The 23,793-nt window shown below is 65.1% G+C and carries 23 protein-coding genes; 22 read left to right on the top strand and 1 reads right to left on the bottom strand.

From position 1 onward, the window contains the following. Nucleotides 1–82: 82 nt before the first annotated feature. The 10 genes from C0Z19_RS10560 (at nt 83) to C0Z19_RS10515 (ending at nt 10,038) form a co-directional block, all read left to right on the top strand. Nucleotides 83–910, top strand: a complete 828-nt coding sequence (locus C0Z19_RS10560; RefSeq protein WP_102609768.1) for an SPOR domain-containing protein — start codon at nt 83–85, stop codon at nt 908–910. 133 nt (nt 911–1,043) lie between these two features. Further along, entirely contained in the window at nt 1,044–1,691 is a 648-nt protein-coding gene (locus tag C0Z19_RS10555; RefSeq protein ID WP_102609767.1) for a thiol:disulfide interchange protein DsbA/DsbL, read from the top strand. 16 nt (nt 1,692–1,707) lie between these two features. After that, nucleotides 1,708–2,478 carry an SDR family oxidoreductase gene (locus tag C0Z19_RS10550; RefSeq protein WP_102609766.1) on the top strand — a complete coding sequence of 257 codons (771 nt, stop codon included), beginning with the start codon at nt 1,708–1,710 and terminating at the stop codon, nt 2,476–2,478. 41 nt (nt 2,479–2,519) lie between these two features. Then, complete coding sequence (locus C0Z19_RS10545; RefSeq protein WP_102609765.1) at nt 2,520–3,338, top strand: helical backbone metal receptor; 819 nt, start codon at nt 2,520–2,522, stop codon at nt 3,336–3,338. A gap of 236 nt (nt 3,339–3,574) precedes the next feature. Further along, nucleotides 3,575–5,158 (top strand): ABC transporter substrate-binding protein, encoded by a 1,584-nt coding sequence (locus tag C0Z19_RS10540; protein WP_102609764.1) that lies wholly within the window; start codon nt 3,575–3,577, stop codon nt 5,156–5,158. 140 nt (nt 5,159–5,298) lie between these two features. Continuing rightward, nucleotides 5,299–6,066, top strand: coding sequence for a hypothetical protein (locus C0Z19_RS10535; protein ID WP_146012039.1), 768 nt, complete (start codon nt 5,299–5,301; stop codon nt 6,064–6,066). 189 nt (nt 6,067–6,255) lie between these two features. Next, entirely contained in the window at nt 6,256–6,612 is a 357-nt protein-coding gene (locus tag C0Z19_RS10530; RefSeq protein ID WP_102609846.1) for a YciI family protein, read from the top strand. 114 nt (nt 6,613–6,726) lie between these two features. Then, nucleotides 6,727–7,140, top strand: a complete 414-nt coding sequence (locus tag C0Z19_RS10525) for a YciI family protein (protein ID WP_102609762.1) — start codon at nt 6,727–6,729, stop codon at nt 7,138–7,140. 3 nt (nt 7,141–7,143) lie between these two features. Next, entirely contained in the window at nt 7,144–8,412 is a 1,269-nt protein-coding gene (locus C0Z19_RS10520; RefSeq protein WP_102609761.1) for an RNA polymerase sigma factor, read from the top strand. Nucleotides 8,413–8,553: 141 nt separating this feature from the next. Then, nucleotides 8,554–10,038, top strand: a complete 1,485-nt coding sequence (locus C0Z19_RS10515; protein WP_102609760.1) for a S8 family serine peptidase — start codon at nt 8,554–8,556, stop codon at nt 10,036–10,038. Here C0Z19_RS10515 and C0Z19_RS10510 read toward each other — a convergent pair. Further along, on the bottom strand, nt 10,028–11,125 hold the full coding sequence (locus tag C0Z19_RS10510) for an MBL fold metallo-hydrolase (RefSeq protein WP_102609759.1): 1,098 nt from the start codon (nt 11,123–11,125) through the stop codon (nt 10,028–10,030). The genes C0Z19_RS10515 and C0Z19_RS10510 overlap by 11 nt on opposite strands. A 206-nt stretch (nt 11,126–11,331) precedes the next feature. Here C0Z19_RS10510 and C0Z19_RS10505 point away from each other — a divergent pair, with 206 nt between their 5' ends. The 12 genes from C0Z19_RS10505 (at nt 11,332) to bioD (ending at nt 23,754) form a co-directional block, all read left to right on the top strand. Continuing rightward, nucleotides 11,332–11,787: a MerR family transcriptional regulator gene (locus tag C0Z19_RS10505; RefSeq protein WP_102609845.1), complete on the top strand. Its 456-nt coding sequence runs from the start codon at nt 11,332–11,334 to the stop codon at nt 11,785–11,787. After that, complete coding sequence (aceK, locus tag C0Z19_RS10500) at nt 11,784–13,643, top strand: bifunctional isocitrate dehydrogenase kinase/phosphatase (protein ID WP_102609758.1); 1,860 nt, start codon at nt 11,784–11,786, stop codon at nt 13,641–13,643. Before C0Z19_RS10505 ends, aceK begins: the two co-directional genes overlap by 4 nt. 69 nt (nt 13,644–13,712) lie before the next feature. Continuing rightward, nucleotides 13,713–14,477, top strand: coding sequence for a carbonate dehydratase (gene can, locus C0Z19_RS10495; protein WP_102609757.1), 765 nt, complete (start codon nt 13,713–13,715; stop codon nt 14,475–14,477). Continuing rightward, on the top strand, nt 14,470–15,675 hold the full coding sequence (locus tag C0Z19_RS10490; protein ID WP_102609756.1) for an acetyl-CoA C-acetyltransferase: 1,206 nt from the start codon (nt 14,470–14,472) through the stop codon (nt 15,673–15,675). The genes can and C0Z19_RS10490 overlap by 8 nt, the downstream gene beginning before the upstream one ends. A 107-nt stretch (nt 15,676–15,782) precedes the next feature. Continuing rightward, nucleotides 15,783–16,460 (top strand): SDR family oxidoreductase, encoded by a 678-nt coding sequence (locus C0Z19_RS10485; RefSeq protein WP_102609844.1) that lies wholly within the window; start codon nt 15,783–15,785, stop codon nt 16,458–16,460. Nucleotides 16,461–16,555: 95 nt separating this feature from the next. Further along, nucleotides 16,556–17,689 (top strand): acyl-CoA dehydrogenase family protein, encoded by a 1,134-nt coding sequence (locus tag C0Z19_RS10480; protein ID WP_102609755.1) that lies wholly within the window; start codon nt 16,556–16,558, stop codon nt 17,687–17,689. Beyond that, nucleotides 17,686–18,138, top strand: coding sequence for a YchJ family protein (locus C0Z19_RS10475; RefSeq protein ID WP_102609754.1), 453 nt, complete (start codon nt 17,686–17,688; stop codon nt 18,136–18,138). The genes C0Z19_RS10480 and C0Z19_RS10475 overlap by 4 nt, the downstream gene beginning before the upstream one ends. Before the next feature lie 400 nt (nt 18,139–18,538). Then, entirely contained in the window at nt 18,539–19,879 is a 1,341-nt protein-coding gene (locus tag C0Z19_RS10470) for a dienelactone hydrolase family protein (protein ID WP_425330276.1), read from the top strand. A gap of 212 nt (nt 19,880–20,091) precedes the next feature. After that, the gene (locus tag C0Z19_RS27945) at nt 20,092–20,490 is read left to right on the top strand and encodes a hypothetical protein (RefSeq protein ID WP_146012038.1); all 399 of its coding nucleotides are present in this window, start codon (nt 20,092–20,094) and stop codon (nt 20,488–20,490) included. Then, nucleotides 20,487–21,854: an adenosylmethionine--8-amino-7-oxononanoate transaminase gene (gene bioA, locus C0Z19_RS10460; RefSeq protein WP_102609752.1), complete on the top strand. Its 1,368-nt coding sequence runs from the start codon at nt 20,487–20,489 to the stop codon at nt 21,852–21,854. The genes C0Z19_RS27945 and bioA overlap by 4 nt, the downstream gene beginning before the upstream one ends. Then, nucleotides 21,854–23,035: an 8-amino-7-oxononanoate synthase gene (gene bioF, locus C0Z19_RS10455; RefSeq protein ID WP_102609751.1), complete on the top strand. Its 1,182-nt coding sequence runs from the start codon at nt 21,854–21,856 to the stop codon at nt 23,033–23,035. Before bioA ends, bioF begins: the two co-directional genes overlap by 1 nt. Continuing rightward, a complete protein-coding gene (gene bioD, locus C0Z19_RS10450; protein ID WP_102609750.1) occupies nt 23,032–23,754 on the top strand; it encodes a dethiobiotin synthase in 723 nt (240 codons plus the stop codon). Before bioF ends, bioD begins: the two co-directional genes overlap by 4 nt. Nucleotides 23,755–23,793: the final 39 nt, after the last annotated feature.

The following is a 23,793-nucleotide window of genomic DNA, read 5'->3' as shown; positions in this document are numbered from 1 at the left end:
CGATGCCGCTGCGATGCCGCCCCCGCGGCATCCGCGCAGAGCACGCGCCTCCCCCGAGTTTTTTTCGCAGGTGATTCAGATAATGGCAAAACCAAGCCGTACTTCGCCACGCAGCCCGTCGAAGCCATCCCGCAATCGGTCGTCGTCCGGGGCCGCCAGGCAAACCGGGGGGACTTTCCTCGGCCTCGTGTTGGGCTTGATCGTCGGCCTCGCGATCGCCGTCGTCGTGGCGCTCTATATCACGCGCGCGCCCACGCCGTTCGTCGCGAAGGTCGCGCCGTCGAGCGCTTCGGAGGCAGGCACGATCGAACAGCAGTACGACCCGAACCGGGCGCTGCAAGGTAAGACGCCGGGCCAGCCCGTCGCCCCGTCCGCGCAGCAAACGCCGCCGCCGAATACGGCGCCCGGCCAAACGTCCACGCAACCGCAAACGCCCGGCCTGCTGCAGGAACCGCAAATCGTCGAGGTGCCGCCTACGGGCGCCTCCAACGCTGCCGGCAACGCCGCCGCTCCGGGCGCCGAGCCGCCGCAGGCGCAACCGAACGCCGCAGCCCAGGCGCAGCCGAAGAAGCCGGGGCAAGTGGCGAACGGCGCGCCGCCCGCCGCCACGCCGGGCGCCGGCAACGCCACGCATGCGAACAACGGTGCAGGGGGCGCGCCGGCCGAGGCCAACACAGGCTACTTCCTGCAAGTCGGCGCCTACAAGACGGCTGCCGACGCCGAGCAGCAACGCGCGCGGCTGGCGTTCCAGGGCTTCGAATCGAAGGTATCGCAGCGCGACGCAGGCGGCGTGACTTACTTCCGGGTGCGTATCGGACCGTTTTCGAAGTTCGAGGAGATGAATGCGACGCGCCAGCGTCTGTCCGACGCCGGCATCGATACGGCCGTGATTCGCTTCGCCAAGCAGTAGCGCCGCTGCGGGGCCGCGTCGTCCGCTGCTGAACCATGAGCGGGCGGCGTCGGTCTTAACCGGCAGCCGTCGATGTGCGCAAGCCGCCACGGCACGCCGGATAGGCGCCCCACGTTCACGTACCCCATCCAACATGAAAAAACTGATCCGCACGCTGTTGTTCTCTGTCAGCCTCGCCGTCGTCGGCGCGGGCGCCGCCCACGCCTCTCCGGCTGCGCCCGTGGCCGGCAAGGACTATACGGTCCTGAAGGCGCCGCAGCCCGCCGACGTCCCGGCCGGCAAGATCGAAGTCATCGAATTCATGTGGTACGGCTGCCCGCACTGCAACGAGTTCGATCCGTACCTTGAAGCGTGGGTCAAGAAGCAGCAACCCGACGTCGTCTTCAAGCGCGTGCCCGTCGCCTTTCGCGACGATTTCATCCCGCATTCGAAACTCCTTCACGCCCTCGATGCGCTGGGCCTCGTGCAGCAGCTGACGCCGGACATCTTCCACGAAATTCATGTCAACAAGAACTACCTGCTGACGCCGGAAGATCAGGCCAAATTCCTCGCGACGAAGGGCGTCGATCCGAAGAAGTTCATGGAAGCGTATAACTCGTTTTCGACGCAAACCGCGATCAGCCGCGACAAGCAACTGATCCAGGACTACAAGATCGACGGCGTGCCGACGCTTGCCGTGCAAGGCAAGTACGAAACGGGCCCCGCAGCGACCGACAGCCTGCCCGGCACGATCCAGGTGCTCGATTACCTCATCTCGCAGATTCGCGCGAAGAAAATGTAAGCGGCGGCGCACCGGCATGACTGCACCGCTCAAGGTGTTTATCACCGGCGCATCGAGCGGCATCGGCCTCGCCCTTGCCGCCGAATACGCGCGGCAAGGTGCGACGCTCGGCCTCGTTGCACGCCGGTTGGATGCGCTCTCCGAATTCGCCCAGCGCTTTTCTCACCTGTCGATCTCGGTTTATCAGGCCGACGTGCGCGATGAAGCGGCGATCGCCGGGGCGGCGGCGCAGTTCATCGGCGAACACGGGCTGCCCGATGTCGTCATCGCGAACGCGGGCATCAGCAAGGGCGTGGCGACGGGGCACGGCGATCTCGCCGCGTTTCGCGAAGTCATGGACGTGAACTGCTTCGGCATGGCGGCGACGTTCGAGCCGTTCGCGAAAGCAATGAGCGAGGCCCGGTGCGGCACGCTGGTCGGCATCGCGAGCGTCGCAGGCGTACGCGGGCTGCCGGGCTCGGGCGCCTACAGCGCATCGAAAGCCGCGGCGTTGGCTTATCTCGAATCACTGCGCGTCGAGATGCGCCCGTTCGATGTGGCTGTCGTCACGATCGCGCCAGGCTACATCCGCACGCCGATGACGGCACATAATCCCTACCCGATGCCGTTCCTGATGGACGCGGATCGCTTCGCGCAGAAGGTCGCCGGCGCGATCGCTCGCAAGGTGCGCTTTGCCGTGTTTCCGTGGCCGATGCGGATCGTTGCCGCACTGCTCGCGTGCCTGCCCCGCTGGCTGTATGACCGGCTGTTCGAGAAAGCGCCGCGCAAGCCGCGAGCCGTGGCTTAGCGGCTGATCGAACCGTTCCTTGCCGCGCCGAAATACCGATCATGTCCATGTCCCGAGTCGATGCTGCAGGCGTCGAACACCCTCAAGCAGGCGAGCACGCGCGCATCGTTTCGCTTGTGCCGAGCATCACCGAGCTGCTGTTCGCGCTGGGACTCGGCGATCGCATCGTCGGGCGCACCGGCTTTTGCGTGCATCCCCGCGAGGCCGTGCGGGCGGTGCCCAAAGTCGGCGGGACGAAAGCCGTCAAGCTCGATGCCGTTCGCGCGCTGGCGCCGACGCACGTAATCGTGAACGTCGACGAAAACGAAAAGCCGACCATCGACGCTCTGTCCCAATTCGTTCCGAACGTCATCGTCACGCACCCGCTGACGCCGCTCGACAACCTGGCGCTCTATGAGCTCATCGGCGCGATTTTCAAATGCGAGACCCAGGCGCAGACGCTCGCGCATGCACTGTCCTCGCGGCTCGACGCAATCGCATCTGAATCGTGGCCCGAGCAGCAGGTGCTTTATGTGATCTGGCGCGATCCGTGGATGACCGTCGCGCGCGATACCTACATCTCGGCCATGCTGAGCCTCGTCAACTGGCGCACGTGGCCGGCCGTCACGGGCGGCTTCGCCGGAGCCGACCGCTATCCGACGTTCGACTTCGACATGCCCGGATTCGCGACGGTGGGGCGGTTCTTGCTCGCATCCGAGCCGTACCGCTTCACCGCGAAGCATTGCGTCGAACTGGCTGCCGATGGACGGCTCGCCGGCAAGGCCATACAGCTCGTGGACGGCGAGATGCTCTCCTGGTACGGATCGCGCGCGATCGAGGGACTCGATTACCTGCGGTTGCTTGCCACCGAGGCCAGGTGAGCGGCCGGGCCGCAGGGGATCGAAGAAGAGGCCGGGCGTTACGCTTGAACGCTTGGACGCTCGAATGCCTGATCGTAGCCACCTCGCCCTCGTTGAAGAAATCCCAACATTTAGCGTGAGATCGGCGCTTGCGCGTCGGGCCGCCTCGTTGTAGATCCAATGCGCTTGCGCTAAGCTCAACCGCCCGGCCTGCCACCGTTGCGATCTCAGGCGGCCCCGTCTTACTTGGAGGACTCATGCGCGTCAAACTGCTCGCCGCCACGTTCGCCGTCTTGCCCGCCCTCGCGCTTGCGAAGCCGCTCACGGTTTGCACCGAGGCGAGCCCCGACGGCTTCGACGTCGTCCAATTCAATTCGCTCGTGACGACGAACGCATCGGCCGACGTCATCTTCAACACGCTCGTCGACTATGACGAAGCCGCCAGGAAGGTCGTGCCGTCGCTGGCCGAGAAGTGGGAAGTGAGCAGCGACGGGCTCAGCTACACGTTCCATTTGCGTCCCAATGTGGCATTCCAAAGCACCAACTACTTCAAGCCGACGCGCCCGCTGGACGCCGACGACGTCGTCTTCACGTTCGATCGGATGCTTGACGACACCAACCCATGGCACAAGGTGGCCGGGGCGAACGGCTTCCCGCACGCGCAATCGATGGGGCTCGTCAAACTCGTCAAGGCCGTCAAAAAGATCGACGACCACACGGTTCAGTTCGATCTGAACGAGCCGAACGCGACGTTTCTGCCGATGCTGACGATGGGCTTCGCGTCGATCTATTCGGCCCAATACGCCGATCAACTGCTCAAAGCCGGTAAACAGGCCGAGCTCAACGCGAAGCCGATCGGCACCGGCCCCTTCGTGCTCAAAAGCTACACGAAAGACGCCGTGATCCGTTACGACGTCAACCCCACCTACTGGGGACCCAAGCCGAAGGTCGACCGGCTCATCTATGCGATCACGCCCGACCCGTCGGTACGCATGCAGAAGGTCAAGGCGAACGAATGTCAGATCGCGCTTTCGCCGAAACCGGACGATGTCTCGCAAGCGAAAAGCGACAAGGCACTCGCCGTCGTGCAAACGCCCGCGTTCATGACCGCGTTCGTCGCGCTCAATACGCAACACAAGCCGCTCGACGACGAGCGTGTGCGGCAGGCGATCAACATGGCGTTCGATCGTGCGACGTATCTGAAAGTCGTCTTCGACAACACCGCGGCGCCGGCGACCAATCCCTACCCGTCCAATACGTGGAGCTACGACAAGGCCATTGCGGCCTATCCGTACGATCCGGCCAAGGCCAAGACGCTGCTCGCGCAAGCCGGCTATCCGAACGGGTTCTCGACGACGATCTGGGTCCGCCCGCAAGGCAGCGTGCTCAATCCCAAGCCGAAGGCCGGCGCTGAGTTGCTGCAAGCCGATCTCGCCAAGATCGGCGTGAAGGCCGAAGTCAAAATCATCGAATGGGGCGAACTGATCAAGCAGGCGAAGCAGGGCCAGCACGACATGCTGTTCATGGGCTGGGCCGGCGACAACGGCGATCCCGACAACTATCTGACGCCGCTGTTCAGTTGCAACGGCGTCAAATCGGGGATCAACTTCGCCCGCTATTGCGATGCGAAGCTCGACAAGCTGATCGCCGACGGCCGAGCCACGGCCGATCAAGCTGCACGCTCGCAAGACTACGAAGCGGCGCAGAAGATCATCCACGACCAAGCGCTCTGGATTCCGCTCGGCTATCCGACCGCGAGCGCCATCACGCGCAATACCGTAGCAGGCTACAAGGTCAGCGCGTTCGGCCGGCAGCACTTCGCCAATGTTTCGGTCGAGTGAGGAACCGCTTGCGCGCCTTCGCGCCGATGCGGGCCAGCATGGTCAACATCCAGGATTCGCTGTGCGGCTCGGTCGTCTGCTGTCTTAGGCAAAAGATGCTTTCCGGTACGCTGCATCCAGCCGTCAGGATCAACACTCTCATGCGAAATCCCGGCCGCACTGTGGCGGCATTGACGATTTTTGTTGCGGCAAGTGCAGCTTGCGCGCAAGACGCCGCGCTCGATTCGGCGCAAAACGCTTCGATTTCGGTCGCGCCGATGGTCGTGAGCCAGGTGACCGTCGCGCCCTCGGCCGAGACGACGGCGCCTGCCGCACCGATTGCGACAGCGCCTAAGGGCCCAACCCCCATGGTCGCGATTCCCCAAGCCGTCTACGTCACGCATTTCATCGCCGTGCCGGCCGGCGCGCCACCTTCGGGCTTGCTCGCTCATCTGCGCGCAGCCTTGCACACGCATGCGGCGGGCCGAGATGCGGGGCTCGTCGCACAGGCCGTCGTCGCGCGGCTCAATCACGCCGGTGTGGCGGCACGTTATCTTGCCCCCGGCGAGCCACCGCCCGTCACGGGATGGCTACTCGGCGGCGTCTTTCATCTGCGCAGCGAGGCCACGGCCGCCGCGTCCGATGCGGCCACCGCCGAGACCGAAAGAGAAGCTGCCGGCGCCGACGTGTCTGTCACTGTGGCCGATCTCGAACATGGCGCCGATACGCCGTTCGCCGTCTTGGGCGCGCCGCCCGCCGGGTCGATCCCAGCGGACGACTGGCGCCCGTATGTGGTTCCGGCCAGGCTCTCGTTCGAGCGCGCCGATCGAAATGCGGCCATCGCCGCGCTGGCGCAGCAAATCGTCGATGCGTTCGTCGGCAATATGACGGCACTGCGCCAGGCCGACGCCAAGGCGATTGCGCCCTAACGGTTCGAATAGCGCCGGCGCGAGCGGGACCACGAACGAGCGCGCCCATTGCATTGCCCGGCGATTTCGATCGTGACCTTGCACCGCCAGGCGCGCCTATGTGCTCGCCTCGCAGCAACGCCGACGCGGCTGCTCTATCCTTCATGGCGAATGTCGCGCCGCCTGGCGCATCTTTTCCTGGAGTTCGTCATGTCTTACCTGCTGTTGATCATGGAGCCGATCGGCCAGCGCAGCGAGCGTACGCTCGAGGCGGGACACGCCGCCTACGACGCGATGGTCCGCTTCGGCGACGATTTGAAAGCGCGCGGCCTGCTCGTCGCGTCGCAGTCGCTCGCGTCCACCGAGGAAGCCGTACGCGTCGAGGTGCGCGGCGGCGAACGCCGTTTCATCGACGGGCCGTTTGCGGAAGCCAAGGAAATGGTAGGAGGCTTCTACTTGCTCAATTGCGAGCGCGAAGACGAGGCGCTCGCGATCGCCGCCGAGTGCCCCGCCGCACAGTGGTGTACGGTCGAAGTGCGGCGCCTCGCCCCCTGCTACGAATCGTAGCTCCGAGGGTTTTCCCCGACGTTCGATGCGCCGTTGTCGAACGCGGCGTGTTTCGTTCGTCGTAGAGACAGGAGAGCGATGAGCGGTCTCCACCCACCTTAGAGGAGCGAAACGATGCGATTCATGATCTTGATTCGGGCCAACGCCCAAAGCGAATCGGGTGCGATGCCCGAGGAAAAGCTGATGGCCGCGATGACGGTCTTCCATGAAGAACTCGCGAAAGCAGGGGTGCTGCTCGATGCGAATGGGCTGCGGCCGAGTTCGGAAGGCTGGCGCGTGCGTTACTCGGGCGGCAAAGGCACGATCGTCGACGGCCCGTACGCCGAGACGAAGGAGCTTATCGCCGGCTATACGCTAATCCAGGTGCGCTCGCGTGAAGAAGCCTTGGAATGGACGCGACGCTTTCCCGCACCGTTCGGCGACACGACCGATTGCGAAATCGAAGTGCGGCGGCTTTACGAGCTCGACGAGTTAGGGCCGAGCGAAAGCGTGGAACGCTACCGCGAAATCGACGCGCAGCTACGCTGAGCCATGTCTGATCCCACCCATCGCGCGATCGAAGCCGTCTGGCGCATCGAAGCCGCGCGCGTGGTCGCCCATGGGGCGCGACTCGTGCGCGACATCGGCATCGCCGAGGAGCTGGCGCAAGATGCGCTGATCGCGGCGCTCGAGCATTGGCCGCGCGACGGTGTACCCGATAACCCCGGCGCCTGGCTGATGGCGACGGTCAAGCATCGTGCGCTCGATAAGCTTCGTCAGGATGCGCTTCACGCAAAGAAGCACGAAGCCATGGGGCGGGATTTGGATGCGCTCGAAGCGCACGTCGTGCCCGATTTTGTCGATGCGCTGGATGCGGCGCGCGCCGACGACATCGGCGACGATCTATTGCGCCTCATTTTTACGGCATGTCATCCGGTGCTCTCGACCGATGCGCGCGTGACACTGACGCTGCGCTTGCTCGGCGGGCTCGCGACGCACGAGATCGCGCGTGCGTTTCTCGCGCCCGAAGCCACGATCGCGCAGCGAATCGTGCGGGCCAAGCGGACGCTGCGAGAAGCGCGCGTGCCGTTCGAGGTGCCGCGCGCCGCCGCGCGCGCAGCGCGCATGGCCTCGGTGCTCGAAGTCATTTACTTGATTTTCAACGAAGGCTATGCGGCGACGGCCGGCGACGATTGGATACGGCCCGCGCTCTGCGATGAAGCGCTGCGCGTGGGCCGCATTCTGGCTGAGCTGGCGCGCGAGGACAGCGAAGTGCATGGGCTTGTCGCGCTGATGGAGCTGCAGGCGTCGCGGCTTCATGCGCGCACCGACGCAAACGGCCGTCCGGTGCTGCTCGCCGATCAGGATCGTTTGCGCTGGGATCCCCTTTTGATTCGACGCGGGCTGGCTGCGCTCGGGCGCGCCGAGGCGCTCGGCGGCGCGCTCGGTCCGTATGCGTTGCAAGCGGCGTTGGCGGCCTGCCACGCGCGCGCGCACCGCGCCGAGGACACGGATTGGGCGCGTATCGTCGCGCTTTACGACGCGCTTGCGCAGGTCCACCCCTCGCCGGTCGTCGAGCTCAATCGCGCCGTGGCTGTCGGCATGGCCTTCGGCCCCCAGGCGGGCTTCGCGATCGTCGAAGCGCTCGCCGCCGATCCGGCGCTGGCGCGCTATCACTGGCTACCGAGCGTGCGCGCCGATTTTCTCGCCAAGCTTGGCCGCCACGACGAAGCGCGGTCGGAATTCCAACGCGCGGCGTCGATGACCCAGAACGCGCGCGAGCGAGAGCTGTTGCTGCTGCGAGCCGGGGAGATGGGCTGACGAGGGCTCGCGCGTCAACGTCGGCCTCGGCGCGGATTTTCGCGTCGGCACCGGCTGCCGTCCGTTCGCGCTTAACGTCAGGAATGATTTGTGCTCTTCGAGCTTTCTATTTGCTTTCATCACGAGCACATAGGAGCGCTCATGACCCATGCCCGATGCATTTCGAATCGTCTTGCCCTCGCGTTGCTCTCGCTCGCACCGACCATGCACAACGCCGACGCTGCGCAATCGCCGGCCGCGGACGGCGCAGCCACGCCTCGCCAACTCGTCTCGCAGTTCATCGTGAAAGTAAAGCCGCCCGCGACGCCCCAATCGACGGACGCGGTCCACGCCGAACACGATGCCGGAACGGCGCTCGCTCAGCGCGTCGTCGAGCGCGTTCTGCACGAAAACGCGGAAAAGTTGCAAACGCGGCGGCGGCGCGGCGTCGATCTCGTCAGCGACACACGCCCGATGTCGGGCGCCGCCCACGTCGTCATGCTGGGCGCGCCGATGACCGACGATACGGCCAACGTCATCGCCGACCGGTTGCGAGCGCAGCCCGAAGTCGAATATGCCGAACCCGACTATCAACTGCATCGCCAATCCGCACCGACGGACCCGCTCTATGCGAAGCAGTGGGCCTATCGCGACGGAACCGGCGCCGCCCGCTTCGAGAAGGCCTGGGATCTGACGACGGGGTCGAACGATGTCGTGATCGCCGTGGCCGATACGGGCTATCGCCCCCACCCCGATCTCGCGGCCCACCTGCTGCCCGGCTACGACTTCATCACCCATCCGTTTAATGCCAACGACGGCGATGGCCGCGACGCCGACGCCTCGGACCCCGGCGATTGGGTCACCGCCGAAGAATCGCAGCAGTGCGACGGCACCGACCTCTGGACCAGCAACAGTTCATGGCACGGCACGCACGTGGCAGGCACGATCGGCGCAGTCGCGAACAACGAGATCGGCGGCGCCGGCGGGCTCTGGCATACGCGGATCCTGCCGGTGCGCGTGCTCGGCAAATGCGGCGGACCGGCGAGCGACGTCATCGACGGCATGCGCTGGGCCGTCGGACTGCCGGTGCCGGGCGTGCCCGACAACCCACATCCGGCCAGGATCGTGAACGTGAGCCTGGGCACATCGCAGCCGTGCAGCCGCGCGATGCAGGCCGCGATCGACGATGTGCTCGCACGCGGCGCGAGTGTCGTGGCGGCCGCCGGTAACGGCGGCTTCGAAGTGGGCGAACCGGCAAGTTGCCGCGGCGCGATCGCCGTGGCGGCCGTCGATGCCGACGGAAGCAAACCGGCATTCAGCAATTCGGGGACGCGCATCGACGTGGGCGCACCGGGCGTCGGTATTTGGTCGACCGCGAATACAGGGCTCACCGTGCCGGGCGAAGACACCTACCTCGGCAAGAACGGTACGAGCATGGCCGCGCCGCATGTGTCGGCCGCGCTCGCGCTGATGCTGGCCGTTGAACCGACGCTCTCGCCCCAGGCGCTCCGCGAGAAGCTCGTGGCCTCGGCTCGACCTTATCCGCGCCTGTCCAATTGCGTGAATACGGCAGCCGATACGCCATGCGGCGCCGGCATGCTCGATGCCGCGGCGGCCGTCGAGGCAGCGCGATCGATCAGGAGGTAGCGCGCGCCGCGCCCTGGCCGAGCGCAAACCGCACCACCCCGTCCGCGTCTTCATGACGTTCCAGCTCGCCCGCGAGCCAAAGCAGGTGCAAGTGGGCGAGCGCCTCACCCATCGCGAACGTCATCTGATGGATATCGAGCGCACGCTTGAACATCAACGGGACGATGTCGGCGGCACTCATCGGCCGCTCGGCGCATGCCTCGCGCACTTCCGCGAGCCGCGCGTCGTGATGGGCGCGCAACTGCGCGATGCGCGTTTGCAGCCCGCGAAACGGCTTGCCGTGCGAGGGCAGCACGAGCGTATCGGCTGGCATGCCTTCGTAGCGGCCCAGCGATTCCAGATAAAGCGCGAGCGGATTGCCCTCGGGCTCGATATCGAACACCGACACGTTCGTCGAGATCCGGGGCAACACCATGTCGCCGGAAATCAGCACACCGGCCGCCTCGCAATGCAGCGCCGCGTGCTCGGGCGAATGGCCGTATCCGGTCACGATGCGCCAGTCGTTCGCGCCGATCCGCACCCGGTCGCCTTCGCGCAGCCGACGAAACTGCGACGGCATCGACGGCACGAGCTTCGAGTAGTAGTCGCGTCGATTGCGCAGCTTGTCGATCGAGGCCGGATCGGCCAACCCGTGCCGCGCGAAATGGCGCGCGGCGCCCTCGCCGCCCGCGTTCGAACCGTCGCCGGCCGCCATCACGCGCCCGAGCATGTATTCACCGAGCGTGATCCACAGCCGCACGTTCCAGCGCTCGCGCGCGCCGCCCCGGCAGATCCAATCGGCCAACCCCAGATGGTCAGGGTGGCAATGCGTCACTATCGTTCGCAACACGGGCAGGCCACCCAGCTCGTGCTCGAAGATGCGCTCCCAATGTGCCTTGATCGATTCGTCGGCGATCCCGCAATCGACGATCGTCCAGCCCTGCCTGCCGTCGAGTTCGTCCCGCAACAGCCACAAATTGATGTGATCGAGCGCGAACGGCAGCGGCATGCGGACCCAAAAGACGCCGGGCGACACTTCATACAAGCGGCCGGCTTCGGGCAGGGTGTCGGCGAACGGATAGTCGAGCTGATGTTCCAGTGCATTCATCGGGAGAATCTCGGTCGGTCAAAACAAACAAAACAGCGAGAAAACAGCGCGGAGCCGGCAGGCAACCCGCTTGATCGGCCAGTTGCGCTTTGTCAAAGTTGACGATAACGTAAACCTGCATCGATTCTAACCGATCGGCCGCGTTAAAATCTCAGACCGCATTCGCCTCGGCCGCCCGCCGACGCTTTCTATCCGACGCGATGACCATGACCCAGCACTTCACGATCACTGAACTCGCGCGCGAATTCGACGTCACACCCCGCGCCATCCGCTTTTACGAGGATCAGGGACTGCTCGCACCGAGCCGCGAGGGCGCGAGCGGTCTGCGGCGCGTCTATTCGAGCCGCGACCGCACGCGCCTGAAGCTGACGCTGCGCGGCAAGCGGCTCGGCTTCACGCTGTCGGAGATACGGGACCTGCTCGACCTGTACGAATCGCCGACCGACACGGTGCCGCAACTGCATGCGTTCCTCGCGACGATCGCCGAACATCGTCAGGTGCTCGAGCGCCAATTGGAGGATCTGACGACGACGCTCGAAGATCTTGCGCAGTACGAAGCCCAGTGCCGGTCGATGCTCGCCGAAAACGGCGTAGATCGTGGACACCTCCCGACCGACAGCGGAATCGAACGCAGCAGCATCGCGTCATCAGAGGGAACATGAAGCACTTTCCGAAACTGCTGTCGTCGCAGATCGGCTTCGACGTCGCTCAAACGATGCTCGACGGCTTCAATCACCACTACAGCAATTTCCGTAAGGCGGCCGTCCGCGCGAAGACGTTGTTCGAAGCGGCCGATTGGCTTGCGCTGCAAAAGCTCGCGCGCGATCGCATCGCTTCTTACGACGACCGCGTCGACGAGTGCGTGCGCCTGCTCGAAGACGAATACGACGCCGAGCATATCGACGACGAGGTCTGGCAGCAGATCAAGCTCCATTACATCGGCTTGCTGACGCACCATCTGCAGCCCGAATGCGCGGAAACGTTTTTCAATTCGGTCTGCTGCAAGATCCTGCACCGCTCGTATTTCAACAACGACTTCATCTTCGTGCGGCCTGCCATCTCGACGGAATATCTCGAGAATGAAGAGCCCGCGGCCAAGCCGACCTATCGCGCGTACTACCCGGGCAAGGAAGGCCTGATCGCCACGCTCGAGCGGATCGTCACGAATTTTCAGCTCGAGCAGCCGTTCGAGGACTTGCACCGCGACGCCGCCTGCCTGCTCGATTCGATCCGCGAAACGTTCGGCGAGTTTTCGGAAGCGTTCAACTTCCAGGTTCATGTGCTGTCGTCGCTGTTCTTCCGCAACAAAGCCGCCTACATCATCGGCCGCATCATCAACGGCGAGCATCTGTTGCCGTTCGCCGTGCCGATCCGCCACGTGAAGCCGGGCCTGCTCGCGCTCGATACGGTCTTGCTCAAGCGCGAACAGTTGCTGATCATCTTCAGCTTCTCGCACTCGTATTTTCTCGTCGACATGGATGTGCCCTCGGCCTACGTCGACTTCCTCGGCACGATCATGCCCGGCAAGCCGAAGGCCGAAATCTACACATCGGTAGGCCTGCAAAAGCAAGGCAAGAACAACTTCTATCGCGACCTGCTCAAGCATTTGTCGCATTCGAGCGATCACTTCATCGTCGCCCCCGGCATCAAGGGGCTCGTGATGGTCGTGTTTACGCTGCCCTCTTTCCCGTACGTCTTCAAAGTCATCAAGGACGTGTTTCCCGCGCCGAAGGATACGACGCGCGAGAAGATCCAGGAGAAGTATCTGCTCGTGAAGCGGCACGATCGACTCGGGCGCATGGCCGATACGCTCGAATACTCGAGCGTCGCGTTGCCGCTCGCCCGGCTCGACGAACAGCTGCTGCGCGAGCTCGAGAAGGAAGCGCCGTCGATGATCGAGTACGAGGGCGATTGCCTCGTCATCAAACATGTCTACATCGAGCGCCGCATGGTGCCGCTCAATCTTTTCCTGCAGAACGGGACCGAGGCGGACATCGAGCACGCCATCAAAGAGTACGGCGATGCAGTCAAGGAGCTCATGCAGGCGAACATCTTCCCGGGCGACATGCTCTACAAGAATTTCGGCGTCACGCGGCACGGGCGCGTCGTGTTCTACGACTACGATGAGATCGAATACCTGACCGACTGCAACGTGCGGCACGTACCGCAAGCGCAGACGGAAGAGGACGAGCTCTCGGCCGAGCCCTGGTACGGCGTCGCGCCGAACGACATTTTCCCCGAGACATATACGACATTTCTGCTCGGCGACCCCACCGTTCGCCAGTACTTCATGCGCCATCACGCCGACTTCTTCGACCCGGCCCTCTGGCAAAGACATAAGGAATTGCTGCTCAAGGGCGAGTTGCCCGACTTCTTCCCGTACGACCAGAGCTCGCGCTTTTGCGTGCGCTATGCGCAGCGCTTCGCCACCTCGCAGCATCCCGATGCGATCGGCAAGGCAGACGCCACGCGCCCATCCGGCGACGGCGGCGGCTCCGGTGCGGCGCGCGCGGCATGAGCCGCGTTCTTCGGTCGCTTCCCTTCACAGCCCTGGCCCGTCAGGGGCCAACCACCAGGACGCAGCACGATGAACGATCAGAACCATCCTCTTGCCCAGTTGTTCGCCAATAACGAGGCTTGGGTCGGGCGCAAACTCGCCGAAGACCCGCAATACTTCGCGCGCCTCGCCGATCAACAAGCGCCCGAATACCTGTGGATCGGCTGCTCCGATTCGCGCGTGCCTGCCAATCAGATCATCGGCCTGCCGCCGGGCGAAGTGTTCGTCCACCGCAATATCGCCAACGTCGTCGTCCACTCCGATCTGAACTGCTTGTCGGTCATTCAGTTCGCCGTCGATCTGTTGAAGGTCAAGCACATCATGGTGGTGGGCCACTACGGCTGCTCGGGCGTCGGCGCGGCGCTGCACGGCCAGCGTGTCGGCCTGGCCGACAACTGGCTGCACCACGTCCAAGATGTGCGCACCAAACACGCGGCGCTGCTCGAAGAGTGGCCGATGGTGGCGCGTCATCGGCGGCTGGTCGAACTCAACACGATCGAACAGGTCGTCAACGTGTGCCGCACCACCATCGTCAACGACGCCTGGGCGCGCAGCCAGCCGCTGACCGTCCACGGCCTCGCCTACGGCGTTCACGACGGCCGCGTGCGCAACCTCGGCATGACGATCTCGCGCGCCGACATGCTCGACGAAACCTATCGACGCTGCGTCGCCGCGCTCTCGGCCGAGCAGGCGGGCGGCTCGGAACAAAACGATGTCCTCGCAGCCGACGCCGCGACGCTCGCGAACGTCGAACAAGTTGTCCAGGGTGTGATCAAGGAGATAAAACATGACTGACACAACGCGCAGCACTGAAGATCCCATCATGATCGTCGCGGCGGCCCGCACGCCGATGGCGGGCTTTCAAGGCGATTTCGCTTCGCTGACGGCGCCGCAACTGGGCTCGGTGGCGATCGCCGCCGCGCTCGAACGATCGGGCCTCTCGCCGCAACGAATCGATGAAGTGCTGATGGGCTGCGTGCTGCCCGCGGGCCTGGGCCAGGCTCCGGCGCGGCAAGCGGCGCTGGGCGCGGGCCTGCCGTTGTCGGCCGGATGCACGACGGTCAACAAGATGTGCGGCTCGGGCATGCGCGCCGCGATGTTCGCGCACGACATGCTCGTGGCCGGCTCGGTCGACGTGATGGTGGCGGGCGGCATGGAAAGCATGACGAACGCACCCTATCTGCTGCCCAAGGCGCGCGGCGGCATGCGCATGGGCCACGGGCAGGTGCTCGATCACATGTTCCTCGACGGCCTGGAAGACGCGTACGACAAGGGCCGCCTGATGGGCACGTTCGCCGAGGAATGCGCGGGCGCCTATGGCTTTACGCGCGAAGCGCAAGATGCGTTCGCGATCGAATCGCTCGTGCGGGCCAAGCGCGCCAACGAAGACGGCTCGTTCGCCTGGGAAATCGCGCCGGTGAAGGTCGCGGGGCGCAAGGGCGATGAAACCACGATCGCGCGCGACGAGCAGCCGTTCAAGGCCAACATCGACAAGATCGCGACGCTCAAGCCGGCCTTCAGCAAGACGGGAACCGTGACGGCGGCGAACTCGTCGTCCATCTCCGACGGCGCAGCCGCGCTCGTCATGATGCGCGCCTCCACGGCCGAGCGGCTCGGCGTCACGCCGCTCGCGCGTGTCGTCGGCCATTCGACGTTTGCGCAGGAGCCGTCGAAGTTCACGACCGCACCGGTCGGCGCGATCCGCAAGCTGCTCGATAAAAACGACTGGCGCGCGCGTGAGGTCGATCTGTTCGAAATCAACGAAGCGTTCGCCGTGGTCACGATGGCTGCCATGAAGGATCACGACATCGCGCACGAGAAGGTGAACGTCAATGGCGGTGCCTGTGCGCTCGGTCATCCGATCGGCGCCTCGGGCGCGCGCATTCTCGTGACGCTGATCGGCGCGCTGCGCGCACGCGGCGGCAAACGCGGCGTGGCGAGCCTGTGCATCGGCGGCGGCGAAGCGACGGCGATGGGCATCGAAATCGTCTGACGCCGGCGCTCGGCTTCGCACGCTCGACGCATGCGTGTCGAGCGTGGCGGCCAGTGGTCCGTAGTTCGGTCGTAGTCCGGTCGCAACCCTGCAAAGTGGAGGCATCGATGAAGACAGTCTTGATCGTCGGCGCGTCGCGCGGCATCGGTCATGAGTTCTTGCGCCAGTACAGTGCGGCCGGCTGGCGTGTGCTGGCCACGGCGCGCGACGGTCGCGCGCTCGAGCAGCTGTCGACGCTCGGCGCGCAGCCGCTCTCGCTCGACGTGACCGAGCCCGACGATATCGCCGCGCTCGAAGCGAAGCTCGCCGGCGAGCGCCTCGACCTGGCGCTCATCGTCGCCGGTGTGTATGGGCCGGCGACGGAAGGCGTCGAATCGTTCAGCGTCGAAGATTTCGATTACGTGATGGCGACGAACGTGCGCGGACCCATGTTGCTGATGCCCGCTCTGTTGCCGCTCGTCGAGTCTGCGCAAGGCGTGTTCGGCGTGCTGTCGAGCCGCATGGGCAGCATCGCCGAAGCGACGGGCACCACGGGCTGGTTGTATCGCGCGAGCAAGGCCGCGCTCAACAGCGCGCTGCGCACGGCAGCCTTGCAAACGCGCCGCGCCACCTGCGTCGCCCTGCATCCGGGGTGGGTGCGCACCGACATGGGCGGCGCGCACGCGGCCATCGACGTCGAACGCAGCGTGTCCGGCATGCGCACGGTCCTCGCGGCGGCGGCCGTCGATCGCGAGACATACCACGGCCGGTTCGTTCAATTCGACGGGACGACGATCGATTGGTAGTCCTAACGAATTAAACGAAAGGCGCTTGCGCCATCCCGGTCGCTAAAACGAGACAATTCCAGGTAGTCCGAAGTCACATAGAAGGAGACGCCGACATGGTGCTCGACCAGGATCACGCGATGATCCGCGACGCAGTGCGCACCTTCGTGCGCGAGGCCATCGCACCCCATGCGGCCACGTGGGACCGCGCGCGCACGTTTCCCAGAGACGTGCATCGTCAACTTGCCGAACTCGGCGCCTATGGCGTGCTCGTGCCGCCCGAATACGGGGGGGCGGGGCTCGACGCACTGGCGCTGGCCGTCATCCTCGAGGAAATCGCGGCCGGCGACGGCGGCACGTCCACGGCGATCTCGGTCAACAACTGCCCCGTGTGCAGCATTCTGCTCGCATACGGCAACGAACAACAGAAGCATGACTGGCTTACGCCGCTCGCGCGCGGCGACATGCTCGGCGCGTTTTGCCTGACCGAACCGCAGGCCGGCTCCGATGCATCGGCGCTGCGCACGAGCGCGGTGCGAGACGGCGACAGCTACGTCATCAACGGGGTGAAGCAGTTCATCACGAGCGGCAAGAACGGCGACGTGGCGATCGTCCTGGCCGTGACCGACAAGGCCGCCGGCAAGCGCGGCATCAGCGCGTTCATCGTTCCGACGAATACGCCCGGCTATCTCGTGGCCCGGCTCGAAGACAAGCTCGGCCAGCATTCGTCGGACACGGCGCAGATCGTCTTCGAAGGGTGTCGCATCCCCGTCGCCAACCGCATCGGAGAAGAAGGCGAAGGCTATAAGATCGCGCTGTCGGGCCTCGAAGGCGGACGGATCGGCATCGCCGCGCAAAGCGTCGGCATGGCGCGCGCGGCGTTCGAAGCGGCGCTCGCCTACGCTCGCGAGCGCGAGAGCTTCGGCCAGCCGCTCTATGCGCACCAAGCCGTGCAGTTTCGCTTCGCCGAGATGGCGACGCAGCTCGAAGCGGCGCGCCAGCTCGTCTGGCACGCCGCTTCGCTCAAGGACGCGGGCCTGCCCTGTCTGACCGAAGCGGCGATGGCCAAGCTGTTCGCCTCGGAAGCGGCTGAACGCATCTGCTCGGCGGCGCTCCAGGCGTTCGGCGGATACGGCTACGTCAGCGACTTTCCCGTCGAGCGCATTTATCGCGACGTGCGCGTGTGCCAGATCTATGAAGGCACGAGCGACATTCAAAAGATCCTCATCGCACGCGGTCTCGCCGGATGACAAGCGCAACGTCAAAAAGCCCGCCGCCGCTCGACTGCCCATGCGGCGGCGCCGCACCGGGACGCCCAGCCGCCGCGCGTGCGCCGCGGTTCGCCGCCTGCTGCGGCCCGTACCTCGATGGGCAGGCCGCCGCGCCATCGGCGCTCGAACTCATGCGCTCGCGCTACTCTGCCTATGTGCTCGGACGCACGGACTACCTGCGCGCGACCTGGGATCCTGCCACCTGTCCCGCAGATCTCGCGGTCGACCCGGATGCGCCCGACGCGGCGCGCTGGCTCGGCTTGCAAATCAAGCGTTTCGAGACGCAAGACGAGCGTCATGCGCTCGTCGAGTTCGTCGCGCGCTACAAGTCGGGCGGGCGCGGTCATCGCCTGCACGAAGTCAGTCGCTTCGTGCGCGGCGACGACGAACGCTGGCGCTATCGGGATGGCGACGTAAGCGAGCACTGACTTGCTTCGCCCCAGGCAGAGCTTTGCTTCGGCAAAAGTTGCCGACACCTGCACTCGGGCCGCGTTGCGCCCCGGGTTCTCCTGCATTGCACGAACTATTTCGGCGAAGCTACGATGACCGCGCTTGGGGTGCATCGGCTCGGCCGGCTCGCAATGCCGGCGACAACAACGTGAACCAAGGGGTAACCCTGGGTCAACCATCGCCTGCACCACACTTCCGTCGTTTCCCACCACCGGCTGTCGCCTGCGCCACAGCCTAAGGGACGAATTGCGGCCCGCGTCGGCCTCTTTTCGGGCAACGGCAGCGCAAGCGGCTCGCGGATACTGACCGCGTCGGGTTGATCGAAATGCCCGGCTCGCAGTCGCGATGCTTTTTTGGGGAATCAGGGCAGACACGCGCATGAGTTTGAAAAACGTATTCGTCGGTTGTTTGTGCGCGTTCGCATGGGTCGGCGCTGTCGCCGGTTCCGCGCCGGGCGCGCAGCCGGCCGCCGGTGCCATGCGCGAAATGACGATCGCGTCGAACGACACGGGGCCGCTCTCGCGGGCGTCGATCGCTCCGCTGGACTTCGGCCATGCGTCATATGATTTGCCCGCACTTGCCGGCAACCTGAACGAGCAGGTCGTACGTATCCCCGTGGACGCTGCCGGAACGATCACGCTCGAAGCAACCCTCTACAAACCGGATGGCGCGGGCCCGTTCCCGCTCGTCGTGTTCAATCACGGCAAGATCGAAGGCGATCCGCGCGCCCAGCCGCGCAGCCGCCCGCTTTCGTTCGCGCGCGAATTCGTGCGGCGCGGATACGCCGTGATCGCACCGAACCGCGAAGGTTTCGCCGATTCGGGCGGCACGTACCATCAGGAAGGCTGCGACGTCGAGAAGAACGGCATCGCGCAAGCCGCCGACGTAAAGGCGACGATCGCCTACATGTCGCGCCAATCGTACGTCGATGCGTCCCATATCGTCGTGGCCGGCACCTCGCACGGCGGATTGACGACGATCGCCTACGGCCTCGATGCCGCGCCTGGCGTGCGCGGGCTCATCAATTTCTCGGGCGGCCTGCGGCAAGACGCCTGCACCGGCTGGCAAGACAATCTCACGCATGCGTTCGAGCAATATGGCGATACCGTGCGCGTTCCCTCGCTGTGGCTCTACGGCGACAACGATTCCGTTTGGAGCCCGGACCTGACGCGGCGCATGTACACGGCGTATGTCGAGCACGGCGCACCGGCGAAAATGATCGACTTCGGCGACTACAAGAACGACGCGCATCGTCTCGTCGTCGATCGCGACGGCGTACGGGTCTGGTGGCCGGCCGTCGATGCGTTTCTCGAACGCATCGGCATGCCCACTCACACGCAATATCAGGTCAAAGGGCCCGCGATGCCGCAACCGTCCGGTTATGCGGCCGTCGATGCGATACGCGCCGTGCCTTACGTCGATGCGACCGGGCGCGAGGCTTACCGTAAATTCCTGAGCCAGTATCCGACGCGCGCCTTCGCTGTGTCGGCCTCGGGCGCATGGTCGTGGGCGGAAGGCGGCGACGATCCGATGTCCGTTGCCCTCGCCAACTGCCGCAAGGAAAACGGCAATACGCCATGCCAGCTCTACGCCGTCGACAACGAAGTCGTTTGGCACGACAAGTCCGGTGCAGCTTCGCAAACGGCTTCGTCGACCGAACACGACGAAGCGCCCCGCTCGGCAGACGCGAATCAACCCGCGCTCGCCAGCCGCGACTAACTTCATGTCGGGCTGAACCCGGCGCCCAATCTCAGCAGCCGCAGACGCTTGGCGACGACCGTCGCTGCCGTCTCCCGGAGCACACCGCGGGGAAAGGGTCCGATTGCCCCACGTGCAACGCCGGGATCAACCGCGTCTGCCCGCCTTCCCGTCGACGTTTGTGCCTTGAAGGGCCTGGGCAAAAACCGCACCCCGGATCACCTCACCGCCACATGCCCATCGTGTGCCGGCAACGACTTGCGTTTGCCGCTGAAGCTCGCCTCCTGAAAAACCTTTCTTCCGTCGAAAAAATCATCCTGATCGAACTGCAAACCGCGCTCGTGCCACGCGAGCGCAAAATTTTTTTTGCTGTATGCGGCCACTCTGCCGTCGTCAATTCCGCCCATCTCAATCGAATTCTTTGGAAGCGTCGCGAGTTGCTTCTAACCGCATCAAATGGGCACCGGGCACCCCATGCGGGGGTAGGTGCAATCGCTCGCCGAACGCGCTACTCTCAGGCCGTTTTTATCCTCGAGGCGGGTGTCGAAAATGGAAATCGACAGACCTGTCAACGTTTTTCGTATGAACGGGGCGCGAACGCGCCAATGTTCGCGCCATGGAGCGGTGATTGAACACGCAAGTAGCCGACGATCGAACCCCTTCTGCGCAGGACTGGGTCGCCCGAAGCCTGAAGGCTGTCTGGCACCCTTGCACGCAGATGAAACATCACGAGCGCCTGCCGCTCATTCCCGTCGCGCGCGGCAAAGGCGCGTGGCTGTACGATCGGGACGGCCATCGCTATCTCGATGCGATCAGTTCATGGTGGGTCAACCTGTTCGGTCATGCGAATGACGACATCAACGCAGCGCTGAAGACGCAGCTCGATACGCTCGAGCATGCCATGCTCGCGGGCTGCACCCACGAGAGCGCCGTCGAATTGGCCGAACGCTTGTCGGCGCTGACAGGCGGCGTGCTTGGACATACGTTCTTCGCCTCCGATGGCGCCTGCGCCGTCGAAATCGCGCTGAAAATGAGCTATCACTACTGGCGCAATCGAGGCCGCGCAGAAAAGCGCGAATTCGCCTGCGTCGCGGGCGGCTATCACGGTGAAACGATCGGCGCGCTCGGCGTGACCGATGTCGCTTTGTTCAGGACTGCTTACGATCCGCTCATCCACGGCGCGCATATCGTCGCGTCGCCCGATGCGCGCTGCGCTCAGCCCGGCGAAAGCGCCGCGCAGGTCGCTCAGCGTGCGCTCCACGACGTGCGCGCGCTGTTCGACGCGCACGGCTCGCGCATCGCCGCGCTTATCGTCGAGCCGCTCGTGCAATGCGCGACCGGCATGGCGATGCATGACGCCTCGTATCTGGCCGGACTGCGCAAGCTCTGCGACGAGCACGACGTGCATCTGATCTTCGATGAAATCGCCGTCGGCTGCGGACGCACGGGGACGTTCTTCGCCTGCGAGCAGGCCGGCGTCTGGCCTGATTTCCTCTGCCTGTCCAAAGGCATCAGCGGCGGGTATCTCCCGCTCTCGCTCGTCCTGTCGCGCGATGAGATCTATGCCGCGTTCTACGACGACGACACGGCGCGCGGCTTCCTCCATTCGCACTCGTACACGGGCAATCCGCTTGCCTGCCGCGCGGCGCTCGCCACGCTCGATCTGTTCGAGCGCGACGGCGTCCTCGCAGCGAATGCGGACAAATCGGCCCGGTTGATGCACGCTCTATCGCCGTTGAACGAATACGACCGCGTGCGCCATCTGCGTCGCACCGGCACGATCATCGCGTTCGACGTCGAGCTCGATCCGTCCGCGGCCCGCACGTTCTCCCGGCGCTTCTTCGAGCAAGCGTTGTCGCGCGAATTGCTGTTGCGCCCGATCGGCACGACCGTTTACCTGATGCCGCCATATATTTTGGACTCCGAAACAATCGCGTTGCTCGCGTCGCGCACGCTCGCGACACTCGACGCCACACTGGCCCACGGAGCGCGCTGATGTTCCTGCTCGATACGCTGCGCGACGGCCTGGCCGACCTCGAAACGCGCGGGCTCACGCGCCGACGCCGTATCGCCGATACGCCGTGCGCCGCCCACATGCGCGTCGACGGCCGCGAGATCGTCGGCTTCGCCAGCAACGACTATCTCGGCTTGGCTGCACATCCGCTGCTCGTCGAAGCGATGGCCGAAGGCGCGCGCCGCTATGGCGCGGGCAGCGGCGGATCGCATCTGCTCGGCGGCCACTCGCGTGCGCATGCGCTGCTCGAAGACGAACTGGCGGCATTCGCCGGCGGCTTCGTCGACGCGCCTCGCGCGTTGACGTTCTCCACGGGCTACATGTCGAATCTCGCGACGTTGACGGCGCTGGCCGGGCGCGGCACAGCCGTGTTCTCCGATGCGCTCAATCATGCGTCGCTGATTGACGGCACGCGTCTCGCGCGCGCCGACGTCAGCATCTATCCGCATGCCGATACGGAAGCACTGGCCGCGATGCTCGAAGCCTCCGATGCACCGGTCAAGCTCATCGTCACCGACGCCGTCTTCAGCATGGACGGCAACATCGCGCCGCTCGCCCGGCTCGTCGAGCTGGCCGAGCGGCACGGCGCATGGCTCGTCGTCGACGATGCGCACGGCTTCGGCGCGCTGGGTCCGCAGGGCCGCGGCACGGTGGCGCAAGCCGCCTTGCGCTCCGCGCACCTCGTCTACCTCTGCACATTCGGCAAAGCCGTGGGTGCGGCTGGCGCCGCTGTGATCGCGCACGAGACCGTCATCGAATGGCTGTTGCAGCGCGCGCGGCCCTACATTTTCACGACGGCGTCGCCGCCCGCAGTCGCCCACACGGTCAGCGCGAGCCTTGCGCTGATCGCCGGCGAGGAAGGCGAGAAGCGTCGCCGGCACCTCGGTCAGTTGATCGCGCGCACACGCGAGATCTTGCAAGGCACGCGCTGGCGGCCCGTCGATTCCCCTACAGCCGTGCAGCCGCTCATCATCGGCAGCAACGAAGCAACGCTCGCGCTCGCGGCCCGTCTCGACGAGCACGGCCTCTGGGTGCCCGCGATCCGACCTCCCACCGTGCCCGTCGGCACCTCGAGGTTGCGCGTTTCGCTGTCGGCCGACCACAGCTTCGACGATCTCGATCGTTTGCAATCCGCGCTCGCTCGCACGGGAGAAACTGCTTGAATCCCCCTCTTTCGCTGTTCGTCACCGGCACCGACACCGAGATCGGCAAGACCCTCGTCTCGTGCGCACTGTTGCGCGGTTTTGCGAGGCTCGGCCTGTCGGCCGCGGCAATGAAGCCGATCGCCGCGGGCGCGCACTTCTGTGCGGAAGACGGCCTCTGGCACAACGAAGATGCCGATCAGCTCGACGCCGCTGCCGGCGCGCTGCTGCCGCCGCAGCTCAGAACGCCCTATCTGCTCAAAGCGCCCGCGGCTCCGCATATCGTTGCCGCGCAGGAAGGCACGGCGCTCAAACTCGATACGATCGTCGACTGTCACCGCGAGGCCATGCGGCGCGCCGATGTGGTCGTCGTCGAAGGCGTCGGCGGCTTCCAGGTGCCGCTGGACGACGAACGCGATACGGCCGATCTCGCCGCCGCGCTCGCGCTGCCGGTCGTCCTCGTCGTCGGTGTGCGGCTTGGCTGCATCAATCACGCGCTCTTGACGGCCGACGCGATCGCCGCGCGCGGCTTGCGCCTGATCGGCTGGGTGGCGAACGTCGTCGACCCGACCATGCGCTTCATCGACGAAAACATCGAGACCATTCGCGCAAGGTTCGAAAGAGCCCATCACGCGCCGCTGATCGGCACGGTGCCGCATCTCTCGCCGCCAGCGCCCGAGCAGGCATCGACTCATCTGGACATTGAAGGACTCGTGCGCGCGTTGAAGTCCGATGCCTGAGTGCATCGACCCACGCGACTTTCCCATTCGATCCGACGC

The sequence above is a fragment of the Trinickia soli genome (assembly GCF_002879855.1).
Taxonomy (GTDB): Bacteria; Pseudomonadota; Gammaproteobacteria; order Burkholderiales; family Burkholderiaceae; genus Trinickia; species Trinickia soli.
This window is presented reverse-complemented; position numbering and strand designations above follow the sequence as displayed.

What these genes read in the sequence shown, in the direction of transcription:
- C0Z19_RS10560 (WP_102609768.1), top strand. Translation starts at nt 83, where the DNA reads ATGGCAAAACCAAGCCGTACTTCGCCACGCAGCCCGTCGAAGCCATCC.
- C0Z19_RS10555 (WP_102609767.1), top strand. Translation starts at nt 1,044, where the DNA reads ATGAAAAAACTGATCCGCACGCTGTTGTTCTCTGTCAGCCTCGCCGTC.
- C0Z19_RS10550 (WP_102609766.1), top strand. Translation starts at nt 1,708, where the DNA reads ATGACTGCACCGCTCAAGGTGTTTATCACCGGCGCATCGAGCGGCATC.
- C0Z19_RS10545 (WP_102609765.1), top strand. Translation starts at nt 2,520, where the DNA reads ATGTCCATGTCCCGAGTCGATGCTGCAGGCGTCGAACACCCTCAAGCA.
- C0Z19_RS10540 (WP_102609764.1), top strand. Translation starts at nt 3,575, where the DNA reads ATGCGCGTCAAACTGCTCGCCGCCACGTTCGCCGTCTTGCCCGCCCTC.
- C0Z19_RS10535 (WP_146012039.1), top strand. Translation starts at nt 5,299, where the DNA reads ATGCGAAATCCCGGCCGCACTGTGGCGGCATTGACGATTTTTGTTGCG.
- C0Z19_RS10530 (WP_102609846.1), top strand. Translation starts at nt 6,256, where the DNA reads ATGTCTTACCTGCTGTTGATCATGGAGCCGATCGGCCAGCGCAGCGAG.
- C0Z19_RS10525 (WP_102609762.1), top strand. Translation starts at nt 6,727, where the DNA reads ATGCGATTCATGATCTTGATTCGGGCCAACGCCCAAAGCGAATCGGGT.
- C0Z19_RS10520 (WP_102609761.1), top strand. Translation starts at nt 7,144, where the DNA reads ATGTCTGATCCCACCCATCGCGCGATCGAAGCCGTCTGGCGCATCGAA.
- C0Z19_RS10515 (WP_102609760.1), top strand. Translation starts at nt 8,554, where the DNA reads ATGACCCATGCCCGATGCATTTCGAATCGTCTTGCCCTCGCGTTGCTC.
- C0Z19_RS10510 (WP_102609759.1), bottom strand. Translation starts at nt 11,125, where the DNA reads ATGAATGCACTGGAACATCAGCTCGACTATCCGTTCGCCGACACCCTG.
- C0Z19_RS10505 (WP_102609845.1), top strand. Translation starts at nt 11,332, where the DNA reads ATGACCCAGCACTTCACGATCACTGAACTCGCGCGCGAATTCGACGTC.
- aceK (WP_102609758.1), top strand. Translation starts at nt 11,784, where the DNA reads ATGAAGCACTTTCCGAAACTGCTGTCGTCGCAGATCGGCTTCGACGTC.
- can (WP_102609757.1), top strand. Translation starts at nt 13,713, where the DNA reads ATGAACGATCAGAACCATCCTCTTGCCCAGTTGTTCGCCAATAACGAG.
- C0Z19_RS10490 (WP_102609756.1), top strand. Translation starts at nt 14,470, where the DNA reads ATGACTGACACAACGCGCAGCACTGAAGATCCCATCATGATCGTCGCG.
- C0Z19_RS10485 (WP_102609844.1), top strand. Translation starts at nt 15,783, where the DNA reads ATGAAGACAGTCTTGATCGTCGGCGCGTCGCGCGGCATCGGTCATGAG.
- C0Z19_RS10480 (WP_102609755.1), top strand. Translation starts at nt 16,556, where the DNA reads ATGGTGCTCGACCAGGATCACGCGATGATCCGCGACGCAGTGCGCACC.
- C0Z19_RS10475 (WP_102609754.1), top strand. Translation starts at nt 17,686, where the DNA reads ATGACAAGCGCAACGTCAAAAAGCCCGCCGCCGCTCGACTGCCCATGC.
- C0Z19_RS10470 (WP_425330276.1), top strand. Translation starts at nt 18,539, where the DNA reads ATGAGTTTGAAAAACGTATTCGTCGGTTGTTTGTGCGCGTTCGCATGG.
- C0Z19_RS27945 (WP_146012038.1), top strand. Translation starts at nt 20,092, where the DNA reads ATGCCCATCGTGTGCCGGCAACGACTTGCGTTTGCCGCTGAAGCTCGC.
- bioF (WP_102609751.1), top strand. Translation starts at nt 21,854, where the DNA reads ATGTTCCTGCTCGATACGCTGCGCGACGGCCTGGCCGACCTCGAAACG.